Genomic DNA, 20,338 nt, shown 5'->3' with positions numbered 1-20,338 from the left:
AATATTTAGTTATGAAAATACTTTTTTTAAAATGTTTTATTGTGATATCGTTGATTATTTTTTGTCAATGTAAACCACAAGATAAAATCAATATTTCTTTAGCAGGAGCCTGGCAGGTGAAGTTAGATTCTTTAAATGTTGGAGATTCTGAAAAATGGTCGCAATCTAAATTCGTAGGTACTACAATTCATTTACCATCAACGTTAGATGATGCTGAAATAGGAAATAAAAGCACATTAGAGCCTGCAATTAATAACTTTGTGATGTCCAATCTAACAAGGAAACATCAATACATAGGAGTAGCTTGGTATCAAAGGGAAATTGAAATTTCAAATAATTGGAAAGATAAAAATATAATGCTCAATTTAGAGCGTATTATTTGGGAATCAAAAGTATATGTTGATGGCAAATTTGTAGGTTCTGCTAACAGTCTTGTGGGTTCGCATGAGTATGATCTTTCTAATAGCCTAACACCGGGAAAACACCTTTTAACTATTTCTATTGATAATACCAATAAGTTTCCTTTTATAAATATAGCAGGAAATAGATATCCAGATCCAGTTAATCAAGATATGGCACATGCTTACACCAACCATACTCAAATAAAATGGAATGGTATTTTAGGAGATATATTGCTTAAAGTAGCTGATAAGAGTGAGCTAAAGAATCTTCAAGTTTATCCAGATTTCAAAGACAGTAAAATAGGTGTTTCTTTTGAACAAAATTTTTCTCCAACGGATAACGTTACTTGTAAAATAACTTCGATAGATGGAACGATTGTTTTTAATAAAGCTATTCAGCCGTCTTATAAAAATAATGTTGTTAGTTTTAGTTTAGATAAGCCTGATAATTTAGAATTGTGGGATGAATTTAATCCAGTTTTATATGATGTTACAATACATTCAGGAGATCAAACCATTAAAACTAGATTTGGATTTAAATCTCTAGAAAATAAAGCTGGTGACTTAACTCTAAATGGAAATAGAATTTTTCTTAGAGGAAATTTAGAATGCGTCATATTTCCATTAACAGGTCATCCTCCAATGGAAAAAGAAGCATGGCTTAAGCTTATTGCTCAAGCAAAAAGCTATGGATTAAATCATTTGCGATTCCATTCTTGGTGTCCGCCTAAAGCTGCTTTTGAAGCTGCTGATGAAGCAGGATTTTATTATCAGGTAGAATTACCTCATTGGAGCTTGAAAGTAGGTGAGGACGATAAAACAACACAATTTTTAAAATCGGAAGCATTAAAAATAATCAATGATTATGGTAACCATCCATCATTCCTTTTTATGGCTTTGGGTAATGAATTACAAGGTGATGCTAGTCTTTTAAATACGATGGTAGCCGATTTGAAGAACAAAGATAATAGGCACATGTATGCCACTACAGCTTTTTCTTTCCAGAGACCAATGGGAACGAGACCAGAAATGGAAGATGATTTTTTTGTAACTCAAAAAACAGATAAAGGTTGGGTTAGGGGACAAGGTATTTTTAATGATACCCCGCCACATTTTAATGCTGATTATACTTTAGGAAGCGCGCACGTAGAAATTCCTTTGATATCTCACGAAATTGGTCAATATTCGGTGTATCCAGATCTGAGCGAAATAGAAAAGTATACAGGTGTTTTAGACCCACTTAATTTTAAAGCGGTTAAGCAAGATTTAGAAAAAAAAGGATTGATGCATTTAGCTCCAGATTTCACATATAATTCAGGAAAATTAGCAGCTTTATTATACAAGGAAGAAATTGAGCGTGCTTTAAAAACTCCAAGTTTTGACGGGTTTCAATTATTGCAATTACAAGATTTCCCTGGGCAAGGTACAGCATTGGTTGGATTGCTTAATGCATTTTGGGAATCGAAAGGGATTATTTCGGCTGAAGAATTTAGTCAATTTAATTCAGAACTGGTACCGCTAATTCGATTTGAAAAAGCTGTTTATATAGAAGGGGAATCATTTAATGCTTCTATAGAAATAGCAAACTTTTTTAAAGATATAGAAAACCAAACTATTGAATGGGATATTATTGATGACGAAGGTACTCTCATTAAAAATGGAACTTTTAACAATGTAAATTTAAGTATTGGAAATAATATCAATTTAGGAAGTATTGAGTATCCTATTATTGCTAAAAAAGCGAAAAGATTAACAGTGTCTGTTAGTTTAAAAGGTACAAAGTATAGAAATAACTGGCATATTTGGGTATATCCTAAAAATGTTTCAATAGATTCAGATGAGGTTTTAATTACTTCATCAATACATGAAGCTTCTGAGGCTTTAGAAAAAGGAAAAAAAGTATTATTAAGTCCTGATCCTAAAACCTTAAAAGGGATAGAAGGGCGTTTTGTGCCTGTTTTTTGGAGTCCTGTACATTTTCCAAACCAACCAGCGACTATGGGTGTTTTATTAGATAATAACCATGCTGCGTTTAATGATTTTCCAACAAGTTCTCATACGGATTGGCAGTGGTGGGACTTATGTATTAATTCTAAATCAATTATTACCGATTCTTTAGCGGTAACACCAATCGTTCGTGTTATTGATAATTTTGTAACCAATCATCATTTATCAAATGTATTTGAAGCTAAAATAGGTAATGGGAAATTAATTTTTTCGTCTATTGATTTAATTTCAAATATAATTGATAGACCCGTTGCAAAACAGCTTCGTCATAGTTTGCTTGGATATATGGTAAGTGATAAATTTAATCCATCACAAATTATTGAAATAGAAGACTTAAAACGTAAAACATATAAAAATTATTAATTGAAACTAAGGTTGGTTATTCTACTACAGGTTTTTAAAACTCAAACGATGAACCTGCTTTGTGTCCAGAAAAGCCTTTATAAAAAGCTATTGTAACTTATTTGTTTTTATAATCTGAAGGCACAACACCAAACTGTTTTTTAAATAATTGTCTGAAATATTTAGGGCTATTATATCCGACTTCAAAGGCTGCTTGTGAAACAGAAAGTCCTTCATTTTTTATAAGAGAAGCTGCTTTTTTTAATTTAACCATGGTTATATATTCATTTATATTTTTACCTGTTATGGCTTTAATTTTTCTAAAAAGAGGCGTTCTACTCATGCCTATTTCATCAGTAATATCTTTTACATTTGCATTTCCGTCTTTTAAATTTTTTAAAATAATAGTTTCTAGTTTTCTCAAAAACTCCTTCTCTTTATCGAGTAGTTTTGATTGTTCTGTAGAAAAAGAATGAAGTGGATCTTCTTGTCCTAAAAAATATTTTCTTAATGATTTTCGGTTATCAATAAGATTTTTGACTCTGGCTTGAAGAATTTGGCTATTAAATGGTTTTACGATATAATCATCTGCACCTGTTTCATACCCTTCTTTAATACTTTCAGTATTGCTTTTAGCTGATAATAATATGATAGGAATGTGTGTAGTGGTCATTTCCCTTTTTAGTATTTCACACAAATCGATGCCACTTTTTTTAGGCATCATAATATCTGAAATAATTAAATCTGGAACATATTTTATAGCTTTATCGATACCTTCCTGTCCGTTTTCAGCATAAATAATGTCATATTGGTTATCAAGTAATCCTTCTAGATATTTAAGAATATCTGGATTGTCATCAATTATTAATATAACTAATCTATCTTCATCTAATTTAACATTTAGTTTTCTTTTTTTCTCAGGTACTTTAATGGAAGATGGTCCCCAAGCATTTAAAGGAGACAAATCCGCATCTTCCAAGGGTTCAATTGAAGACTGGTTTATTGGTATCATAGCAAATAAAGATTCATCTCTAGGTATACTAAGAGTAAAAGAAGAACCTTTACCTAATTCGCTTTCTACTGTTATTTTTCCTTTGTGTAATTCGGCGAAATTTTTAGATAATGCAAGACCAATTCCAGAACCTTTTTTTCTTGGTAATGATTTAGATTGGTAATACCATTCAAAGATATGACTAAAGTCTTCTGGATGAATTCCAGAACCTGTATCTTCAACTATTATTCTGAAATGTTCTTCATCATAATTAAGCACTACATGAATGTTTCCTTTTTCTTTACAATGCTTTATGGCATTTGATAGTAAGTTGTTTACAATTATCTGAATTTTTTCTAAATCAAACCATGCTATAAAATCTTCATTAGGTATAGAATAAGTTAGAGCAATTCCTTTTTTTTGTGCCATTAAAACGTAATTATCTACTAATTGTTTTAATATTGATGGTACATTGTATTTGCCTACTGCTAAATCACTCAGTCCTACTTCAGATTTTCTAAATTCTAAAAGTTTATTAATAGATTGAAATAAGTAAGTTGCATTTTTTTTTATCAAATGCATATTGTCTTGATGTTTTTTATTACGTAGTTCATGAAGCATATCGTCAACTGGTCCTAAAATTAAAGTCAGCGGTGTTCGTAATTCATGAGAGAAGCTTGTAAAAAACTGAATTCTTTCTTTATTAAAATCGTGTTCAAGTTGCCGCTGTTTCTTTTCAAAGAGTAATGAGTTCTTTAATTTTATGTGTTCAGAATAGTATTTTAAGGCTACATATATGGCCATAATTGTTAAAATCACGTATAAAATATAAGCCGGTATTGTTTTCCAGATAGGAGGTGTAATAATTACTGATAATTTGTTAAATACTTCTTTACCCGAGCCTAGTTTTGCCTTTACTTTTAATATGTAATTTCCCGGAGGCACATTACTTAAGTTGGCTGTACCATTACTTTTGTTTTCTATCCAATGATTGTGGTGGCCTTCTAATATATATGAATAGGTAATATTTGTTGCTATTGGGTATTTTAACACCACAAAATCTATTGAAAATAAACTTTGATCATGGGTTAAAGTAATATGGTTTTGATATGAAATAGATTCTTTTAGAATAGCATCATTGTTATTGGGGGATACATGAACTTTTTTATTTAACACTTGTATGTTTTCAAAAACTATTGAATATGTTTTTGGGGTATTACTTGTAAGGTTCTTAGGATTGAACATATTAAAACCTTTATTTCCTCCAAAATAGAGGAACCCGTTTTTACTTTTTAATACAGCTCCAACATTAAACTCACTCCGTTGGATATTATTAATGGTATTTAAATTCTCAATTTTATTTGTAGTAGTATCAAAATGACTAATTCCCTCGAAAGTACCTAACCATATATTTGTGTCATTTTCCATTACCATACTACTAACTGTATTGTTGCTAAGTCCATCATTTTCTGTGAAACTTATGGCAGTGTTGGTTTTTGAGTTCACTCTAATTAACCCCCCGTATCTAGTTCCTGAAAGTATATCTCCGTTTTTAAGGAGCAAAAGGCAGAAAATGACATTACTTGTCATGCCTTTTGTATTATTCATGTTGTAAAAAATAGCACTATCATTTTTAGGGTCATATTTTAAAATACCATCTCCATAAGTAGCCATCCATAAATACCCGTATTTATCACTGGTAATATCTCTGATATCTATCTTTCCTAAGCTTTTAATATATTCAAATCTATCTTCTGCTTCTATGTATTTAAACAAACCACCACGATTTGTCCCAATCCAAATTTGCCCGTTACTATCTTCAAATATTTTCCTAACATCACTACCATCCTCCACATTCCCTTGTAAATAATGCGTGTATTTTCCAGTTTCTGGATTCATCTTATTTAAACCTCCTCCATAAGTGCCAATCCAGACTCTATTTTTTTTATCGTCGAGTAAGGAAATTATATAGTCATTACTTAAACTTTGGAGATTATTGGGTTTATGTGTGTAATTGGAAAATTTGCCTGTATTTGGATCAAAAAGATTCAATCCAGCACCATCAGTGCCAATCCAAATTTTACCATCACTTTTTTGTGCAAATGCTCCAATTCTATCATGTGCGAGTCCGTTAGGATTGTCAATGTTCTTTTGAAAGCGCTTAACAGGTTCTCCATTAGGATTAACAAAATTTAAACCAGTACTAGTCCCTAACCACATGTTTCCCTCTTTATCCATTTTGATGGATGATACCGTTCTATTATAAACACTAGATCCATCACTTTTGGGTAAAAACCATTTTATAGAAAGTCCTTTTTTCGATAAAAATGAAGGAATATCAAGGATGTTCAATCCGCCGTTACGGGTTCCAATCCACATATTATTTTGATTATCTTCCTGAAAAGAAAGAACAGTACCGTCACTCAGTCCTTTGCCGTAAAGCACAGATGATTTCAAACTTAAGGTGTCTCCTTTAGTGGTTATAACTTGCAGACCATCAGAGCCACCTATCCATAAATTTCCTTTAAAATCTTCATAAAGAGCATGTATGGACAATGAAGAAATAGCACTGTTTTTTTTATAAGATATGCGTGTTATTTTTTTTGTTTTATAATCGTATTTGTTTAAACCAGTACTGTTCGTTCCAATGTATAAAATGGAATCTCCTTGAACAAGTAGTTTAGAAATATAATTTGATGATAAAGAATTGATATTTAATTCATGGCTAAAAGATTTTAATTTACCTTCTTTATCAATAAATCTTAATCCCCAATCGTTTTGTGAAGTTCCTACAATAAGTTCTTTATTGGGACCAATTGCAAAAGAGCTAATAACGGAGGTTAGTTGTTTGTTGTTTTGTTTAAATATTTCAAAAGTTTCATGTTTGGTATTGTAAATATTTAATCCTTCATCTGTAGCTATGAGTAAATTACCTTTAATGTCTACCTCTATCTGTGATACATGGTTATTGTTTAAGCTCGTTTCAGGATTTTTATAGTCTTTTTTAAATTTTGTAAAGCTTGTTCCATCATAACGGTTTAAGCCTTCTATAGTACCCACCCAAATAAAACCAAGTGAATCTTGCTCAATATTATTAACAACATTATGGGATAATCCTGACTCTACATCTAATAAATGAAAAGTTAAAATGTCTTCAATTGATTTAGACTCTAATTTAGAATCCTGACAATAGATGGCATTAACATAAAGTAAAAAGAAAAGAAAGCTAAAGACATTTTTTATCATCATAAAAGCAGATCTAAATTTAACTAATTAAAAGGTTCGTATTAAAAGTAAGTTATAAGTTTAAAAATAAGTGTATAAATAACATTTATTATTGATTCCTGCAAAAATAATTACTTTAAAAATAGTCTTTTTAGATTATTAAGAGGGATATGAATTAAATGTTTTTTAAGAGAAAGCAAGTTCATTGGATAAATTTAATTATATTAATGTATTATTTTTATTACTAAAACTAAATAAAGCCAGTAGCCACGTCATTTTCTGTGCTATTTTCAGCTGATTTATACCCCATAAGTGTCTCTTGTTAAGTGTTATTTTTACACTTGCGATTAACCAACTTTAGTTAAGTTATTATTTCGTGTTAAATATTTTGACATGCAGCACCTACTTAAATAATGTACCTAAAGTTTTATTAGCAAATAATTAATAACTAAAACTAATTAAAATGTAAACTTATGAAGAAATTATTACACCCCTTTTTTGCCTTTAATAGTAAAAGACTCTTCCTTTTGGTCTTTTTAGGGCTTGGAATTACAACTGCCTTCGCGCAGCAAAAAACGATTACTGGTTCAGTAACGGATATAAATGGACTGCCTATTGCAGGTGCTACGATCATTTTAAAAGGAACAACAACAGGTGCTTCCACTGATTTTGATGGAACATTTAGTATTAATATTAACACCTCTAGTGTTTTGGTGTTCTCATATGTAGGATATAAAACACAAGAGGTTGATGCCAATGGGAAGAATACAATAGATGTAGCATTAGAAGAAAATATTGCATTGTTAGATGAAGTGGTCGTGATAGGTTACGGTACTTCAAAGAAAAGCGATGTAACGGGTGCTGTTGCTAGTGCTGACTTAGAGACTTTTCGGGATTCTCCTAATACTAATATTGCACAGAGCTTACAAGGGACTGTGCCTGGTTTAAATATTGGTCAGGTAAATAGTGCTGGGGCTACTCCTGAAATAAGTATAAGAGGTAGAACTTCTATCAATGGAAATTCAGATGTGCTTATAATTCTAGATGGAATACAATATAATGGTTCGCTTTCTTCGCTAAACCCTGCAGATATAAAGTCTATAGATGTTCTAAAAGATGCTAGTTCTACGGCTGTGTATGGTGCTCAAGCAGCAAACGGTGTAATTTTAATTACTACCCAAAGCGGGAAACGTGATCAAAAGCCTAAAATAACTATTTCTTCTTCTTATGCTACACAAGCACCTTCTGAAGATTTGAGACCTATGCAACGTGAAGAATATATTGATTATCTTAATATGCAACTTTACGACAGGGCTTTTTTAGCTCCTGAGTATACCACTCCAAACCCTGCTTTTACGGGTTATTTTGAACAGCGAGATCTTAATCCAAATGATATGCTTGGTATACCTGTAAATTCAGGTAATCCTGAATTATTTAAAGATACAGACTATAATTGGTGGGATGAAGGTACTCAAACCGGTTATGTAATGGATAATAAAATCAGCGTTACAGGTGGGTCAGAAAAAATGAGCTATTTAGTATCTTTAGGATTAACAGAGCAAGAAGGTTATATTAAAAGAGATGACTTTCAACGTAAAAGCATACGTGTTAATCTTGATGCAGATGCGACAGACTGGTGGAATATAGGTGTGCAAGCTTTTGGTTCTTTTGTGAATCAAGATGGAGATCAGCCAAATTTATACAGTCTTGTAATAGCACCGCCTGTCTTGACACCTTATGATGAAAATGGAGATTTAGTACGAAATCCTACTGGAACTTTAGATTCAAATCCATTTTTAGGGTCTAATACAGAAGATTTAGAGCGTAAGGATTATTTGTTTGCAAATATTTATTCTGAAATCGATTTTCCTTTTATACCTGGGTTATCTTACCGTTTGAATTTTGGTAATAATTATAGAATTGAAAAACGTTATGGTGCTAGTATTTATGCAGCTGGTGGTAATGGAGAAGCTGGGAAAGATATAAGATTTTATAATGATTATACTTTAGATAATATTCTTAAATACAACAGAGTTTTTGGGAAACATGATGTAGGTGCAACGTTGCTTTATGGGGCAATGGAGCGTAAATGGGATAATACAAATGCATACGCTACAAGTTTTGATAGGCTTTCTTTGGGATATAATAAGCTTAGTCTTGGAGGTCTTCCTGAAATAAGTTCTGGAGCATACTCCGATCAGTTAAATTACCAAATGTTTAGATTCAATTATAAATATAACAATAAGTATATTGTTACAGGTACAATTAGAAAAGATGGTTATTCTGCTTTCGCAGATAACGAAAAAACAGCTTATTTTCCATCAGGTGCGTTGGGTTGGATTGTGTCTAGCGAATCTTTTATGGATAATGCCGATTTTGTAAATAATTTAAAATTAAGAGCTAGTTATGGTCTTAGTGGGAATCAAACACCACGATATACATCTTTGGCGAGATTAGATACCAGAGCTTCTTATGTTTTTGGTGAGGGTGGGACTACCGCTTTTGGTCAAGAATTAGCTTCACTAGCTAATGGTGATTTACGTTGGGAAAAAACAGCTGGTCTTAATGTTGGTGTCGATTTTATTTTATTTTCTAATAAATTAAATGGTACTATAGATGTTTACCAAAGTACTACCGATGATCTTTTGTATAAAGTAAGAATTCCTTATTTAACAGGTTTTGATGAAATTCAAACCAATGTGGGGAAACTTGAAAATAAAGGGATTGAAATTTCTTTAACAGGAAATATTGTTCGTACTCAAGATTTTAAATGGACAGCAACAGCTAACTATTCTAAAAATAAAAATAAAATTCTTGAGCTTACAGGCGAAGATGCCGATGGCGATGGAAAAGAGGACGATTTGATTCAAAGTAATTTGTTTATAGGAGAATCAATAGGAGCAATCTATGACTATGAAACTAATGGTATTTATCAAATAGGAGAAGAAAATATACCTGCAGGTTATCAGGCAGGTCAATATCGTATTGTTGATCAAAATGATGATGGTTTAATCACTCAAGCAGATGACCGTAAGATTATAGGTACAAAAGATCCTGGATACCGAGTTTCTTTATTAAATACATTTACTTACAAGCAATTTTCGCTTAGTGTATTTTTTAACTCTATTCAAGGTGGTAATAACACTTATATTTCTAGAAATGATAATGCTTTATATAGAGACAGTAATTCGATTTTTCGTAATAATTTAAGTGGCATCGATTATTGGTCTCCAGAAAATCCTGATGGATTAAATGCGCTTTCTCCGAATAGACCTGGTATTACAGGTACTCGATATGAAGACAGAAGCTTTGTGCGTTTGCAGGATATAACCCTGAAATACAGTTTTGATAATGCTATTCTAGATAAATTATCAATATCTGATCTAAGTGTTTTTGTTAGTGGTAAAAATTTAGCTACCTGGACAAAATGGAATGGTTGGGATCCTGAATATCAAAATGTATCGGATAATGTTTATGGAGTTGGTATGTCTGCTGGCGGAAGACCAGTAATGAGCGGATATTCATTCGGTATTAATGTATCTTTTTAAAAAAAACAAATATGAAAAAAACATTTATATTATTAGCATTAGTCTCTTTGTTTAGTTCTTGTAAAGAAGACTTTTTAGACGAGTCGCCGAAAGACTTTTTAAGTTCGGCAAATGCATACGTTACGCATGATGATTTTACAGCATCAGTAAATAATTTATATTATTTAGTTAGAAGGCAATTTTATAGTCGTGATGAAAACCGTCCGTTCGACTTTTTGTACGGAACAGACATTGTTTATGATGGGGAAAATAATGGTACCCAAAGACATAGCAGAATGTCTGAAGCTTATGCTCCTTCAGGTCAAATAGCAACAGTACATTGGAATTTGCTTTATAAAACGATAGCTGAAGCAAATACTATAATTGATAGATCTGCTGCTTCAAATATGACAGAAGAGGAAACTAAGGATATTGTATCTCAGGCTCGCTTTATTAGAGGCTTTTCTTATCGTACACTAGTTTATTTATATGGAGGAGTTCCTTTAGTAATTAATGAAGTAACAGCTCCTAAAATTGATTTTGTAAGAGCTTCTAAAGAAGCTGTGCTTAATCAGGCTGTAGAAGATTTAGAGTTTGCTTCTCAAAATTTACCGGGAATTACGGATGTAGTAGATGGCCGAGTTAGCAATTTGGTAGCTTACCACTATTTGGCTGAGGTATTTATTACTTTAGGAAAAAACGAAGAGGCTATTTTGGCGGCAACAACAGTAATAAATGATCCTAACACAGCTTTAATGACGAACCGTTTTGGTACGCGATCTAGTGAAACTGATAAAGATGAATATTGGGATTTATTTAGAACCGGAAATCAAAATAGATCTATTGGAAATACAGAAGGTTTATGGGTTATTCAATTTGAACTGGATGTACCTGGTGGCGGGCTTCAATCGTCTAGTAAAGACGGGTCTTACATGTTAGAAAGACACCATGCTCCTTTAAATAGATCAGGTGCTTTTAATAAATGGCCTGTAGGCGATTACACGGGTGGTAGAGGTATTGGTTGGATGATATCAACAGAGTATTTTAGCAATACGGTATGGGGTGGAAATAACACCAACCCAGATTTTGTAAATGATATTAGAAATGCCAATCATAATTTTATGAGAGAGTACAATTCTAATAACACCATTGCATTGCAATCTACACCTGGAATAATAGTTTCCACAGAAACGACACCTCGTAGTCGTAGTCTATATGCTTATCAAACTAAAGCAACAACACCATTTAATCACCCTGAAGGATTGTACGATAACAATGATCCGTATAGTTTAACAAGTGCTGCTGGAGGTACTTATACCGATCAGTACATGTTGCGTTTGGCAGAAACATATTTGTTAAGAGCAGAAGCTTATATTGCAAATGAACAGTTCCAACTTGCTGCTGATGATGTTAATGTGGTGCGTACAAGGGCTAATGCCTCTGAAGCAACTGCTGCACAAATGGATATTGACTACATTTTAGACGAACGTATACGTGAATTTGGTGTTGAAGAAAAGAGACGATTAACTTTAATGCGTTTAGGGTTATTATACGATCGTGTATCTAGATTTAACCCTTATTATACGGAATTAGAAGATGGAATGAAAGAAACCTATAATCTTTGGCCAATTCCTGCTGATGAAATTGAAGGTAATCGTGAGGTAGAGTTAACACAAAACCCAGGATATAATTAATAGCTTTATCCCGTTATGTGTTTTTTTAACACATAACGGGATTTTTAAATTAAATTTAAACAAAAATACTTTATCAATGAGAACAAATCATCTAAGTAAATTAATTTCACTATTTGTAATTACACTAGGAATTAATACGTTACAAGCACAGTTAAGTTTAGTTAACACAACAGGTGATGCCTCAGTTTTCTCTATTGTAAATAAAAATAATACGGCTACCATTTATTATGATGCTTCAGATTTTGAAGTTGTAAAAATGGCATCAAAATTATTAGCTGAAGATATAGAGCGAGTTACTGCTAAATTACCTGTAGTATCGAGTAACAAGCCAAAAGCAAAAAATGCTATTATAATTGGTACGCTTGGTAAAAGCAAATTAATAAATCAGTTAATAAAAAGCGGTAAAGTAAATAGTACAGAATTAGAAGGTAATTGGGAAAGATATTTGTATAAAACAGTTAAAAATCCATTACCTAATGTTGACAATGCCTTAGTAATAATAGGTAGTGATAGACGAGGAACCGCTTATGGTGTTTTCGATCTTTCCAAAACCATTGGAGTCTCTCCTTGGTATTGGTGGGCAGATGTGCCTACTGTTAAAAGAAAAGAACTTAGTATTGCTGATATAGATTTTATATCAAAAGCACCTTCTGTTAAATATAGAGGTGTATTTATAAATGACGAAGATTGGGGTTTAAAACCTTGGGCTTCAAAATTAATGGATCCACAAATAAATGATATTGGACCAAATACTTACGAGAAAGTTTGCGAATTACTTCTTCGTTTAAAAGCAAACATGTTAGCGCCCGCTATGCACGAGGTTACTGGTGCCTTTTATAAATATCCAGAAAATAAAATGGTTGCAGATAAATTTGCAATTATGATGACTAGTAGTCATGCAGAACCATTGCTGTATAATAACACTACAGAATGGGATAAAAAAATTGATGGAGCTTGGGATTATGTAAGAAATAAAAAAGGGGTACTTGCTGCTCTTGATAAAAGAGTAAAAGAAGCCGCTCCATTTGAAAACATATACACAGTTGGTATGCGTGGTATTCACGATACAGGAATGAAAGATGTACCAGAAGGTTATACTAAAGCAAATGTTTTAGAACAAGTTATAGATGCCGAAAGAGATATATTAACAAAATATATTAAAAAATCTAAAGAAGAAATCCCACAAATATTTGTTCCATACAAAGAAGTCTTAGACATTTATGAAAGTGGTATGAAATTACCTGACGATGTTACAATAGTTTGGCCAGATGACAATTTTGGTTATATTAAAAAGTTAAGTGATAATGAAGAAGCGAAACGTAAAGGAGGTGCAGGAGTTTATTATCACATATCATATTTAGGAGAACCTAACGATTATTTGTGGTTAAATACAACCCCACCAGCTCTAATTTATGAGGAAATGTTTAAAGCATACCAAAATGGGGCAGACCGTTATTGGTTACTTAATGTTGGCGATATTAAACCAGGTGAGTTGGGAATGCAGTTTTTCTTAGACTTAGCTTGGGATATTGATATGGTAACTTATAATACCGTACCAGATTACAATAGTTCTTTTTTAGCCTCCATTTTTGGAAATAAATACAAAGAAGATTTTAAAGATATTTATAACAGTTATTTCCATTTAGGTTTTGAACGTAAACCAGAATATATGGGTTGGGATTGGCGTTGGAATAGTATCGATGCTAAAGAACGAATAATCGATACAGAGTTTTCTTTTACCAATTATAATGAAGCACAAAATCGTATTGATGAATACGATAGAATAGCTAGTAAAGCAGAAAAACTTCTTAAAGAATTACCGGATCAATATAAATCAAGTTTTTATCATCTCCTATATTATCCTGTAGTAGGATCATCATTAGTGAGTAAAAAAATGTTAGCGGCTCAAAAAAACCGTTGGTATGCGCAACAAGGTAGAGCTGCTACAAATGGTTTGATTGATGATGTTAAAGCATATGATGCTCGTTTAACAGAAATTACAGCACATTATAATGGCTTAGAAAACGGGAAATGGACAGGAATAATGACCGCTCCAGAAAGACTTCCAGAAATTCAACTCCCTGAAACAGAAAAAATAGATTTACCAGAAAATTCAGAAATGGGTGTGTTTATACCAAGTGGATCTTCAATAAATACTATTAATGTATTACCTAGGTTTAACAAGTTTACAAAACAATCTCATAGTATTGAGGTTTTTAATAAAGGTAAAAACGATTTAAAATGGTCTGCTAAAACAGATAATAGCTGGATTTTACTTAGTAAAAATAAAGGAAAAACCAGTACGCAAGAAACCGTTAATGTTACTGTTGATTGGTCCAAAGCTCCAGTAGGAACTAACATTAAAGGAGAGATTCATATAAATGCAGGAGATCAGATAGAAAAAGTTCACTTGTCATTACATAACCCGGCAACAAGCGCAGAAGAGTTAAATGTTCTTTATGTTGAAGATAACGGTGTCGTTTCTATTTCGCCTTCCGAATTTTCTAGAAAGTACGAAAAGAATGGTATGAAAATTCAAGTTATTGAAGAACTAGGTTATGAGGGAAATAGTGTTCAATTAGGAACTATTGTAGATAAAGGTTGGAGAAATGCGAGTGTAGAGTACGATTTTTATTCAGAAACAGCAGGTTGGGTAACCGTACATACCTATGCCTTACCATTATTTGGTAAAGATGAAAAAAATGGCACCACTTATGGAGTTCAAATAGATAATAGTATGGTAAGTTGGGAAACAACAGCTTCACCAGAATACTCATTTGATTGGAAAAAAAATGTTATTAGAAATAGCACCATTAATACAAGTAAAATATTAATTGATAAACCGGGGAAGCATACTTTGAAATTGATTTCAGGTAATCCAGGCATGGTTATACAAAAAGTAGTTGTTGATTTTGGTGGTATGAAAAACTCTTATTTAGGTCCAAAACCCACCTTGGTTAACCCTAAAACCAAGTAGTTTTTATAAAAAAATAAGTATAACTCTTTAACGGCTTTGTAAGTTTATTATAGTATATAACAAGGCCTTTTAGAGTTAAAATAAAAGTTAGTTTAGTTTGTTTAGTTAGTTTGTTTAGTTTGTTTAGTTGTTTATGACGTGAGCAAAGATGTTAGTCTCTCAACTTCTTTGCTCTGTCATTTAGTATCTTAAATAGTATAAACTACTAAAACAATTATCCTGTTTTAAAACTCGAAAACACATCATCGATTAAATATAAATTAATGAAATTAAAGTACCTACTATTGCCCATCTTACTCGTTTTTGCTTGTTCAACTAAACATAAATATGAAGGTATTGCTTTTGAAGAAAAAGTGCCTCACGATTGGGAAAATCCAGAAGTTTTTAGAATCAATAAAGAAGCACCAAGAGCTTCATTTATTCCCTTCAAAACAGTAGAAGAGGTTAAGGAAGATAATGCATCAAAATCAACATTCTATACTTCTTTAAACGGAGTTTGGAAGTTTAATTTATCTAATACACCTTCAGAAAGACCATTTTATTTCTTTAAACCAGATTATGATATTTCAGATTGGAAAGACATAACTGTTCCTGGTAACTGGGAAACTCAAGGTTTTGACATTCCAATTTATACCAATGTTAAATATCCTCATGAGAAAACACCTCCTACAATTCAATCACATTATAACCCTGTAGGATCTTATCGAAAAAACTTTACCATCTCAAAAAATGATTTAACTAAAGAGGTTATTTTACACTTTGGAGCTGTAAGTTCCGCTATGTATGTTTGGGTTAACGGTGAAAAAGTGGGGTATAGCGAAGATAGCAAAACGCCCGCAGAATTTAACATCTCAAAATACATTACAGAAGGAGATAATCAACTAGCTGTTGAAATATACCGTTGGTCTGATGCAAGTTATATTGAAGATCAAGATTTCTGGAGATTAAGTGGTATCACCAGAGATGTGTATTTATTAGCAAGAGATAAAGCACATGTTAAAGATTTTTGGTCTCATGCAGATTTGGAAAATGATTATAAAGATGGCAAGTATTCTTTAGATATCAAACTATCTGAAACTGCTCAAAAGAGTGGTTATGTACAATTTCAACTTTTTGACGCTAAAGGAAATGACGTTTTAAATGAACAAAAACCAATTGAGAATAAAACTGTTCAATTTGAAAAATCAATAGAGAATGTAAAAACATGGAATGCTGAGAATCCATATTTATATCAATTAGTTATCACACTAAAAGATGATAAAGAGAATAGTATAGAACGTTTAGGGACTCAAGTAGGTTTTAGAAAAGTAGAGCAAAAAAACGGTCAATTGTTAGTTAACGGAAAAGCTATTTTAGTAAAAGGTGTTAATTTACATGAACATCATGATAGAACAGGTCATTACGTAGATGCTGAAACCATGTTGAAAGATATTAAAGTTATGAAAAGCTTTAATATTAATGCTGTAAGAACATCACACTACCCACAGCCAGAAGCTTTTTATAAAATGTGTAATGAATACGGATTGTATGTCGTAGACGAAGCTAATATTGAATCTCATGGTATGGGAGCAACAAATCAAGCCGCTTTCGATGAGTCTAAACACGTTGCTTATTTACCAGAATGGGAAGCTGCTCATATGGATAGAATTAAAAATATGGTAGAGCGTGATAAAAATATACCATCCATTATTATTTGGTCTTTAGGGAATGAATGTGGTAATGGTAAAGTGTTTTATGATGGGTATGATTGGATTAAGCAAAGAGATACTACAAGATTGGTGCAGTTCGAACAAGCAGGAGAAAATAGAAATACAGACATTGTTTGCCCCATGTACCCCGGTATTAATAGTTTAATAAACTATGCTAAAAATAATACAGACAGACCTTATATTATGTGCGAGTATGCACATGCTATGGGTAACAGTGTGGGGAATTTAAAAGACTATTGGGATGTTATAGAAGAATATCCTGTGCTTCAAGGTGGGTTTATCTGGGATTGGGTAGACCAAGGTCTTATCAAGAAAACAGAAGATGGTACTGAATACTGGGCTTATGGAGGCGATTTTGGACCAAAAGATGTGCCATCAGATGGTAATTTTTGCTTAAACGGATTAGTAAATCCAGACAGAGCTCCAAAACCACATTTATGGGAAGTAAAGAAAGTGTACCAAAACCTTAAGTTCAAAAAAAGTTTAGAAAATTATGAAATTGAAAATAATTTTGATTTTACAAACCTAAGTGATTTCAACATTTCATATAAGTTTGAGTTAGATGGTGAAATAATTTTTGAAAATACGATAGATTCTGTAGATGCAGCACCATCACAAAAAGCAGTTATAACTATAGAAACACCAAAGAATTTTGATAAATCAAAAGAATTGATTTTAACAATTTCAGCACTAACTAAAGCTGCCAATGGTGTACTTGAAAAAGGACACGAAATAGCGTGGGAACAATTTATATTACATACACCTAAACCGATTGTAACCGAAAAATCTAGTGGAAGTATAAGTATATCAGATTCTGAAAAAAATATTCAAATTAGTAATAAAAATTTGAAAGCTGTTTTTAATAAAGATTCAGGAATCCTAACAGGTTTAAGTTTTAAAGACGGTAAAAACATCATAAAAGATAAAAACGGATTTACTCCAAACTTTTGGAGAGCACCCATTGACAACGATTTTGGAAATGATCTACATAAAAAAAGTCGTGTTTGGAGGTATGCTAGTAAGAATAGAACATTAGCAAGTATTAAAGCTAATATGCATAATGGCGATGCTTTAATTGTTGTGAAATATGATTTGTTAAATGAAGAGAATCTTAAAATAGCAGAATTTCAAACGGACTATAGCATAAAAATTGATGGTTCTATTTTAATAAAAAACACGTTTGAAAAGACACAAGACAACTTGCCAGATTTACCAAGAGTCGGTTTGAATATTCAGCTTTTAAAAGAGTTTGATAACGTATCATGGTACGGAAGAGGACCTTACGAAAATTATTTAGATAGAAAAACCGGTGCTAAAATAGACGTTTATTCTGGCTGGGTTGAAGATTTTAATTGGGCTTACATCCGTCCTCAAGAAAATGGAAATAAGAGTGATGTAAGATGGCTGAGTCTTAGAAATAAAGCAGGAAAAGGCATAAAAATTTATGGCTTTCCAACGATAGATTTTAGTGCGCATCATTCTATCATGGAAGATTTTGAATCTTTAGAACGCACAGATGGCAGACAAAGTGAAGGCGATGTGGTTACAAATAGACATACCGTAGATGTACAAACAAGAGATTTAACCTCATTAAATATAGATTATAAACAAATGGGTGTTGGAGGAGATACGAGTTGGGGTGCACAAACACATGATGCTTATAAGCTTTTAGATGAAAAATATGAATACAGTTTCTTAATTGTTCCTAATAATTAAAAAGAGATGAAATTACAAAGAATATTTGCGATTAGTTTTGCACTTTTTATTTTACTACTAACATCTTGTCATAAACTTTACAAGAAAACAGCTAGTGATTTAAACACCAAATCAGCTACAACAAATGATATTCAATTTAAAAATTATCTATTTACTTATTTTGTAGGAAACGGCCCAGGAGAAGAGTCAATACGTTATGCTCTAAGTAAAGATGGTTATAATTATTATGCACTTAATAATAATGAACCTATTATAGATTCTAAAGCTATTAGTACATCTGGCGGTGTGCGAGACCCTCATATTTTGCGTGGTGAAGATGGAACAACATTCTACATGGTTGTAACAGATTTGTATGTGACAGAACAGGGATGGAATAATTATGCTATGGTTTTAATGAAATCTACCGATTTAATTAATTGGTCATCTACAGTTATAAACATACCAGAAACTTATCCTAAAGAGTTTGGGGATGTAAAACGTGTTTGGGCACCGCAAACTATTTATGATAAGGATACTAATAAATATATGATTTACTGGTCTATGTTAGGTGATAAAGGTCCAGATATTATTTATTATGCCTATGCAAATAAAGATTTCACAGGATTAGAAACTGTTCCAAAACAATTATATTACAGTCCAAGCAATGCAGCATGTATTGATGGCGATATTATTTATAAAGATGGAAAATACCATCTCTTTTTCAAAAATGAAGATGAATCTAAAAAAGGGATTATGCAGGCTATTTCAGATAATTTAACAAGTGGATATAAGGAGTTAGAAGGTTTTATGAACGTAACAGATAAACCAGTTGAGGGTTCTAGTATTTTTAAGCTGATTGGTTCAGATACTTATATTTTAATGTATGATATGTATACCTCTGGAAAATATCAATTTACAAAAAGTACAGATTTAATGAGTTTTTCAGTAGTTGATGATGCCATTTCAATGAATTTTCACCCACGTCATGGTACTGTAATCCCAATAACGCAAACGGAAGAAGCGTCTCTTTTAAAAAAATGGAGAAAATAGGAGAAAATGCTTTTTTATAGGGTTTAATACTGAAGTAATTAAAAAGAATAATGTGGCTATTGATGATGAAAATAATACTATTTATCTTCCTTTAAATAAAAAAACCTGAATACCGAGTTTCAATTAATTTCAGGTATTAATGTTATAGCCAGCAAACCCTCAATATTTTAGGAATGGTTCAGTAGGATATACATTTTCAATAGTTGAACTAACTAAAAACTATAAATTTTCAAATCAAAACAGAACAATACAGCATTTTATAGAAATGGCAAGTATTATTTTATGTGATCTGAAGATGGTATAGCAAGAAGTCCAAATTAAGGAGTAAGATATGCCATTTTAGATACATGAATAATGCCCTACAAACTCCAGAGACTAACATGTGATATATTGTTTATCACTGTTTTAATCGTCCTAAAGGTGTAACTATGGGAGCTGCAGCTGGTTTCAACCGCAAAGTATTCATAATAAATTAGAATTTAATGTAGGCGGGAGTATTATTCCTGTAGAACCAACCACTACAGGAATTCATTCTTATAAATAGTTTAAAAAGCAATCATCCTACTTTTTTAAAACAATTAAAGAATAAATTAGGTATAAGGCATTTTGTACGCCAATTTCAACCGATTTATTACCCTAAGCATCTTATAATTTTATGTTTTTTGCATAGTGCCTTTTGATGTTTTAAATAAATTTTTTCTGTATAGAAGGAGTTTGTGA

The 20,338-nt window shown here is 32.0% G+C and carries 7 protein-coding genes; 6 read left to right on the top strand and 1 reads right to left on the bottom strand.

From position 1 onward, the window contains the following. The first annotated feature begins 11 nt into the window (after positions 1–11). Positions 12–2,771, top strand: coding sequence for a sugar-binding domain-containing protein (locus tag QLS71_RS01490; protein WP_308991303.1), 2,760 nt, complete (start codon positions 12–14; stop codon positions 2,769–2,771). Positions 2,772–2,868: 97 nt separating this feature from the next. On the opposite strand, the gene QLS71_RS01485 is transcribed toward QLS71_RS01490, so the two are convergent. Then, positions 2,869–6,990 carry a two-component regulator propeller domain-containing protein gene (locus QLS71_RS01485; protein WP_308991304.1) on the bottom strand — a complete coding sequence of 1,374 codons (4,122 nt, stop codon included), beginning with the start codon at positions 6,988–6,990 and terminating at the stop codon, positions 2,869–2,871. Between the two features lie 449 nt (positions 6,991–7,439). Here QLS71_RS01485 and QLS71_RS01480 point away from each other — a divergent pair, with 449 nt between their 5' ends. The 5 genes from QLS71_RS01480 to QLS71_RS01460 all read left to right on the top strand — a co-directional run bounded on the left by QLS71_RS01480 (position 7,440) and on the right by QLS71_RS01460 (position 19,618). Beyond that, a complete protein-coding gene (locus tag QLS71_RS01480) occupies positions 7,440–10,514 on the top strand; it encodes a TonB-dependent receptor (RefSeq protein WP_308991305.1) in 3,075 nt (1,024 codons plus the stop codon). 11 nt (positions 10,515–10,525) lie between these two features. Continuing rightward, on the top strand, positions 10,526–12,187 hold the full coding sequence (locus QLS71_RS01475) for a RagB/SusD family nutrient uptake outer membrane protein (RefSeq protein ID WP_308991306.1): 1,662 nt from the start codon (positions 10,526–10,528) through the stop codon (positions 12,185–12,187). Between the two features lie 76 nt (positions 12,188–12,263). Then, entirely contained in the window at positions 12,264–15,164 is a 2,901-nt protein-coding gene (locus tag QLS71_RS01470; RefSeq protein WP_308991307.1) for a glycosyl hydrolase 115 family protein, read from the top strand. A 263-nt stretch (positions 15,165–15,427) separates the two neighbouring features. Then, a complete protein-coding gene (locus QLS71_RS01465; RefSeq protein ID WP_308991308.1) occupies positions 15,428–18,589 on the top strand; it encodes a glycoside hydrolase family 2 TIM barrel-domain containing protein in 3,162 nt (1,053 codons plus the stop codon). Between the two features lie 6 nt (positions 18,590–18,595). Beyond that, positions 18,596–19,618 (top strand): glycoside hydrolase family 43 protein, encoded by a 1,023-nt coding sequence (locus QLS71_RS01460; protein WP_308991309.1) that lies wholly within the window; start codon positions 18,596–18,598, stop codon positions 19,616–19,618. Positions 19,619–20,338: the final 720 nt, after the last annotated feature.

It is taken from the genome of Mariniflexile litorale (assembly GCF_031128465.2).
Lineage (GTDB): Bacteria > Bacteroidota > Bacteroidia > Flavobacteriales > Flavobacteriaceae > Mariniflexile > Mariniflexile litorale.
Note: the sequence above shows the minus strand (reverse complement) of the source record. Positions and strands in the feature narration are given on the sequence as shown.

Excerpts from the sequence above, each read along its gene's own strand:
- QLS71_RS01490 (WP_308991303.1), top strand. The coding sequence starts at position 12 with ATGAAAATACTTTTTTTAAAATGTTTTATTGTGATATCGTTGATTATT.
- QLS71_RS01485 (WP_308991304.1), bottom strand. The coding sequence starts at position 6,990 with ATGATGATAAAAAATGTCTTTAGCTTTCTTTTCTTTTTACTTTATGTT.
- QLS71_RS01480 (WP_308991305.1), top strand. The coding sequence starts at position 7,440 with ATGAAGAAATTATTACACCCCTTTTTTGCCTTTAATAGTAAAAGACTC.
- QLS71_RS01475 (WP_308991306.1), top strand. The coding sequence starts at position 10,526 with ATGAAAAAAACATTTATATTATTAGCATTAGTCTCTTTGTTTAGTTCT.
- QLS71_RS01470 (WP_308991307.1), top strand. The coding sequence starts at position 12,264 with ATGAGAACAAATCATCTAAGTAAATTAATTTCACTATTTGTAATTACA.
- QLS71_RS01465 (WP_308991308.1), top strand. The coding sequence starts at position 15,428 with ATGAAATTAAAGTACCTACTATTGCCCATCTTACTCGTTTTTGCTTGT.
- QLS71_RS01460 (WP_308991309.1), top strand. The coding sequence starts at position 18,596 with ATGAAATTACAAAGAATATTTGCGATTAGTTTTGCACTTTTTATTTTA.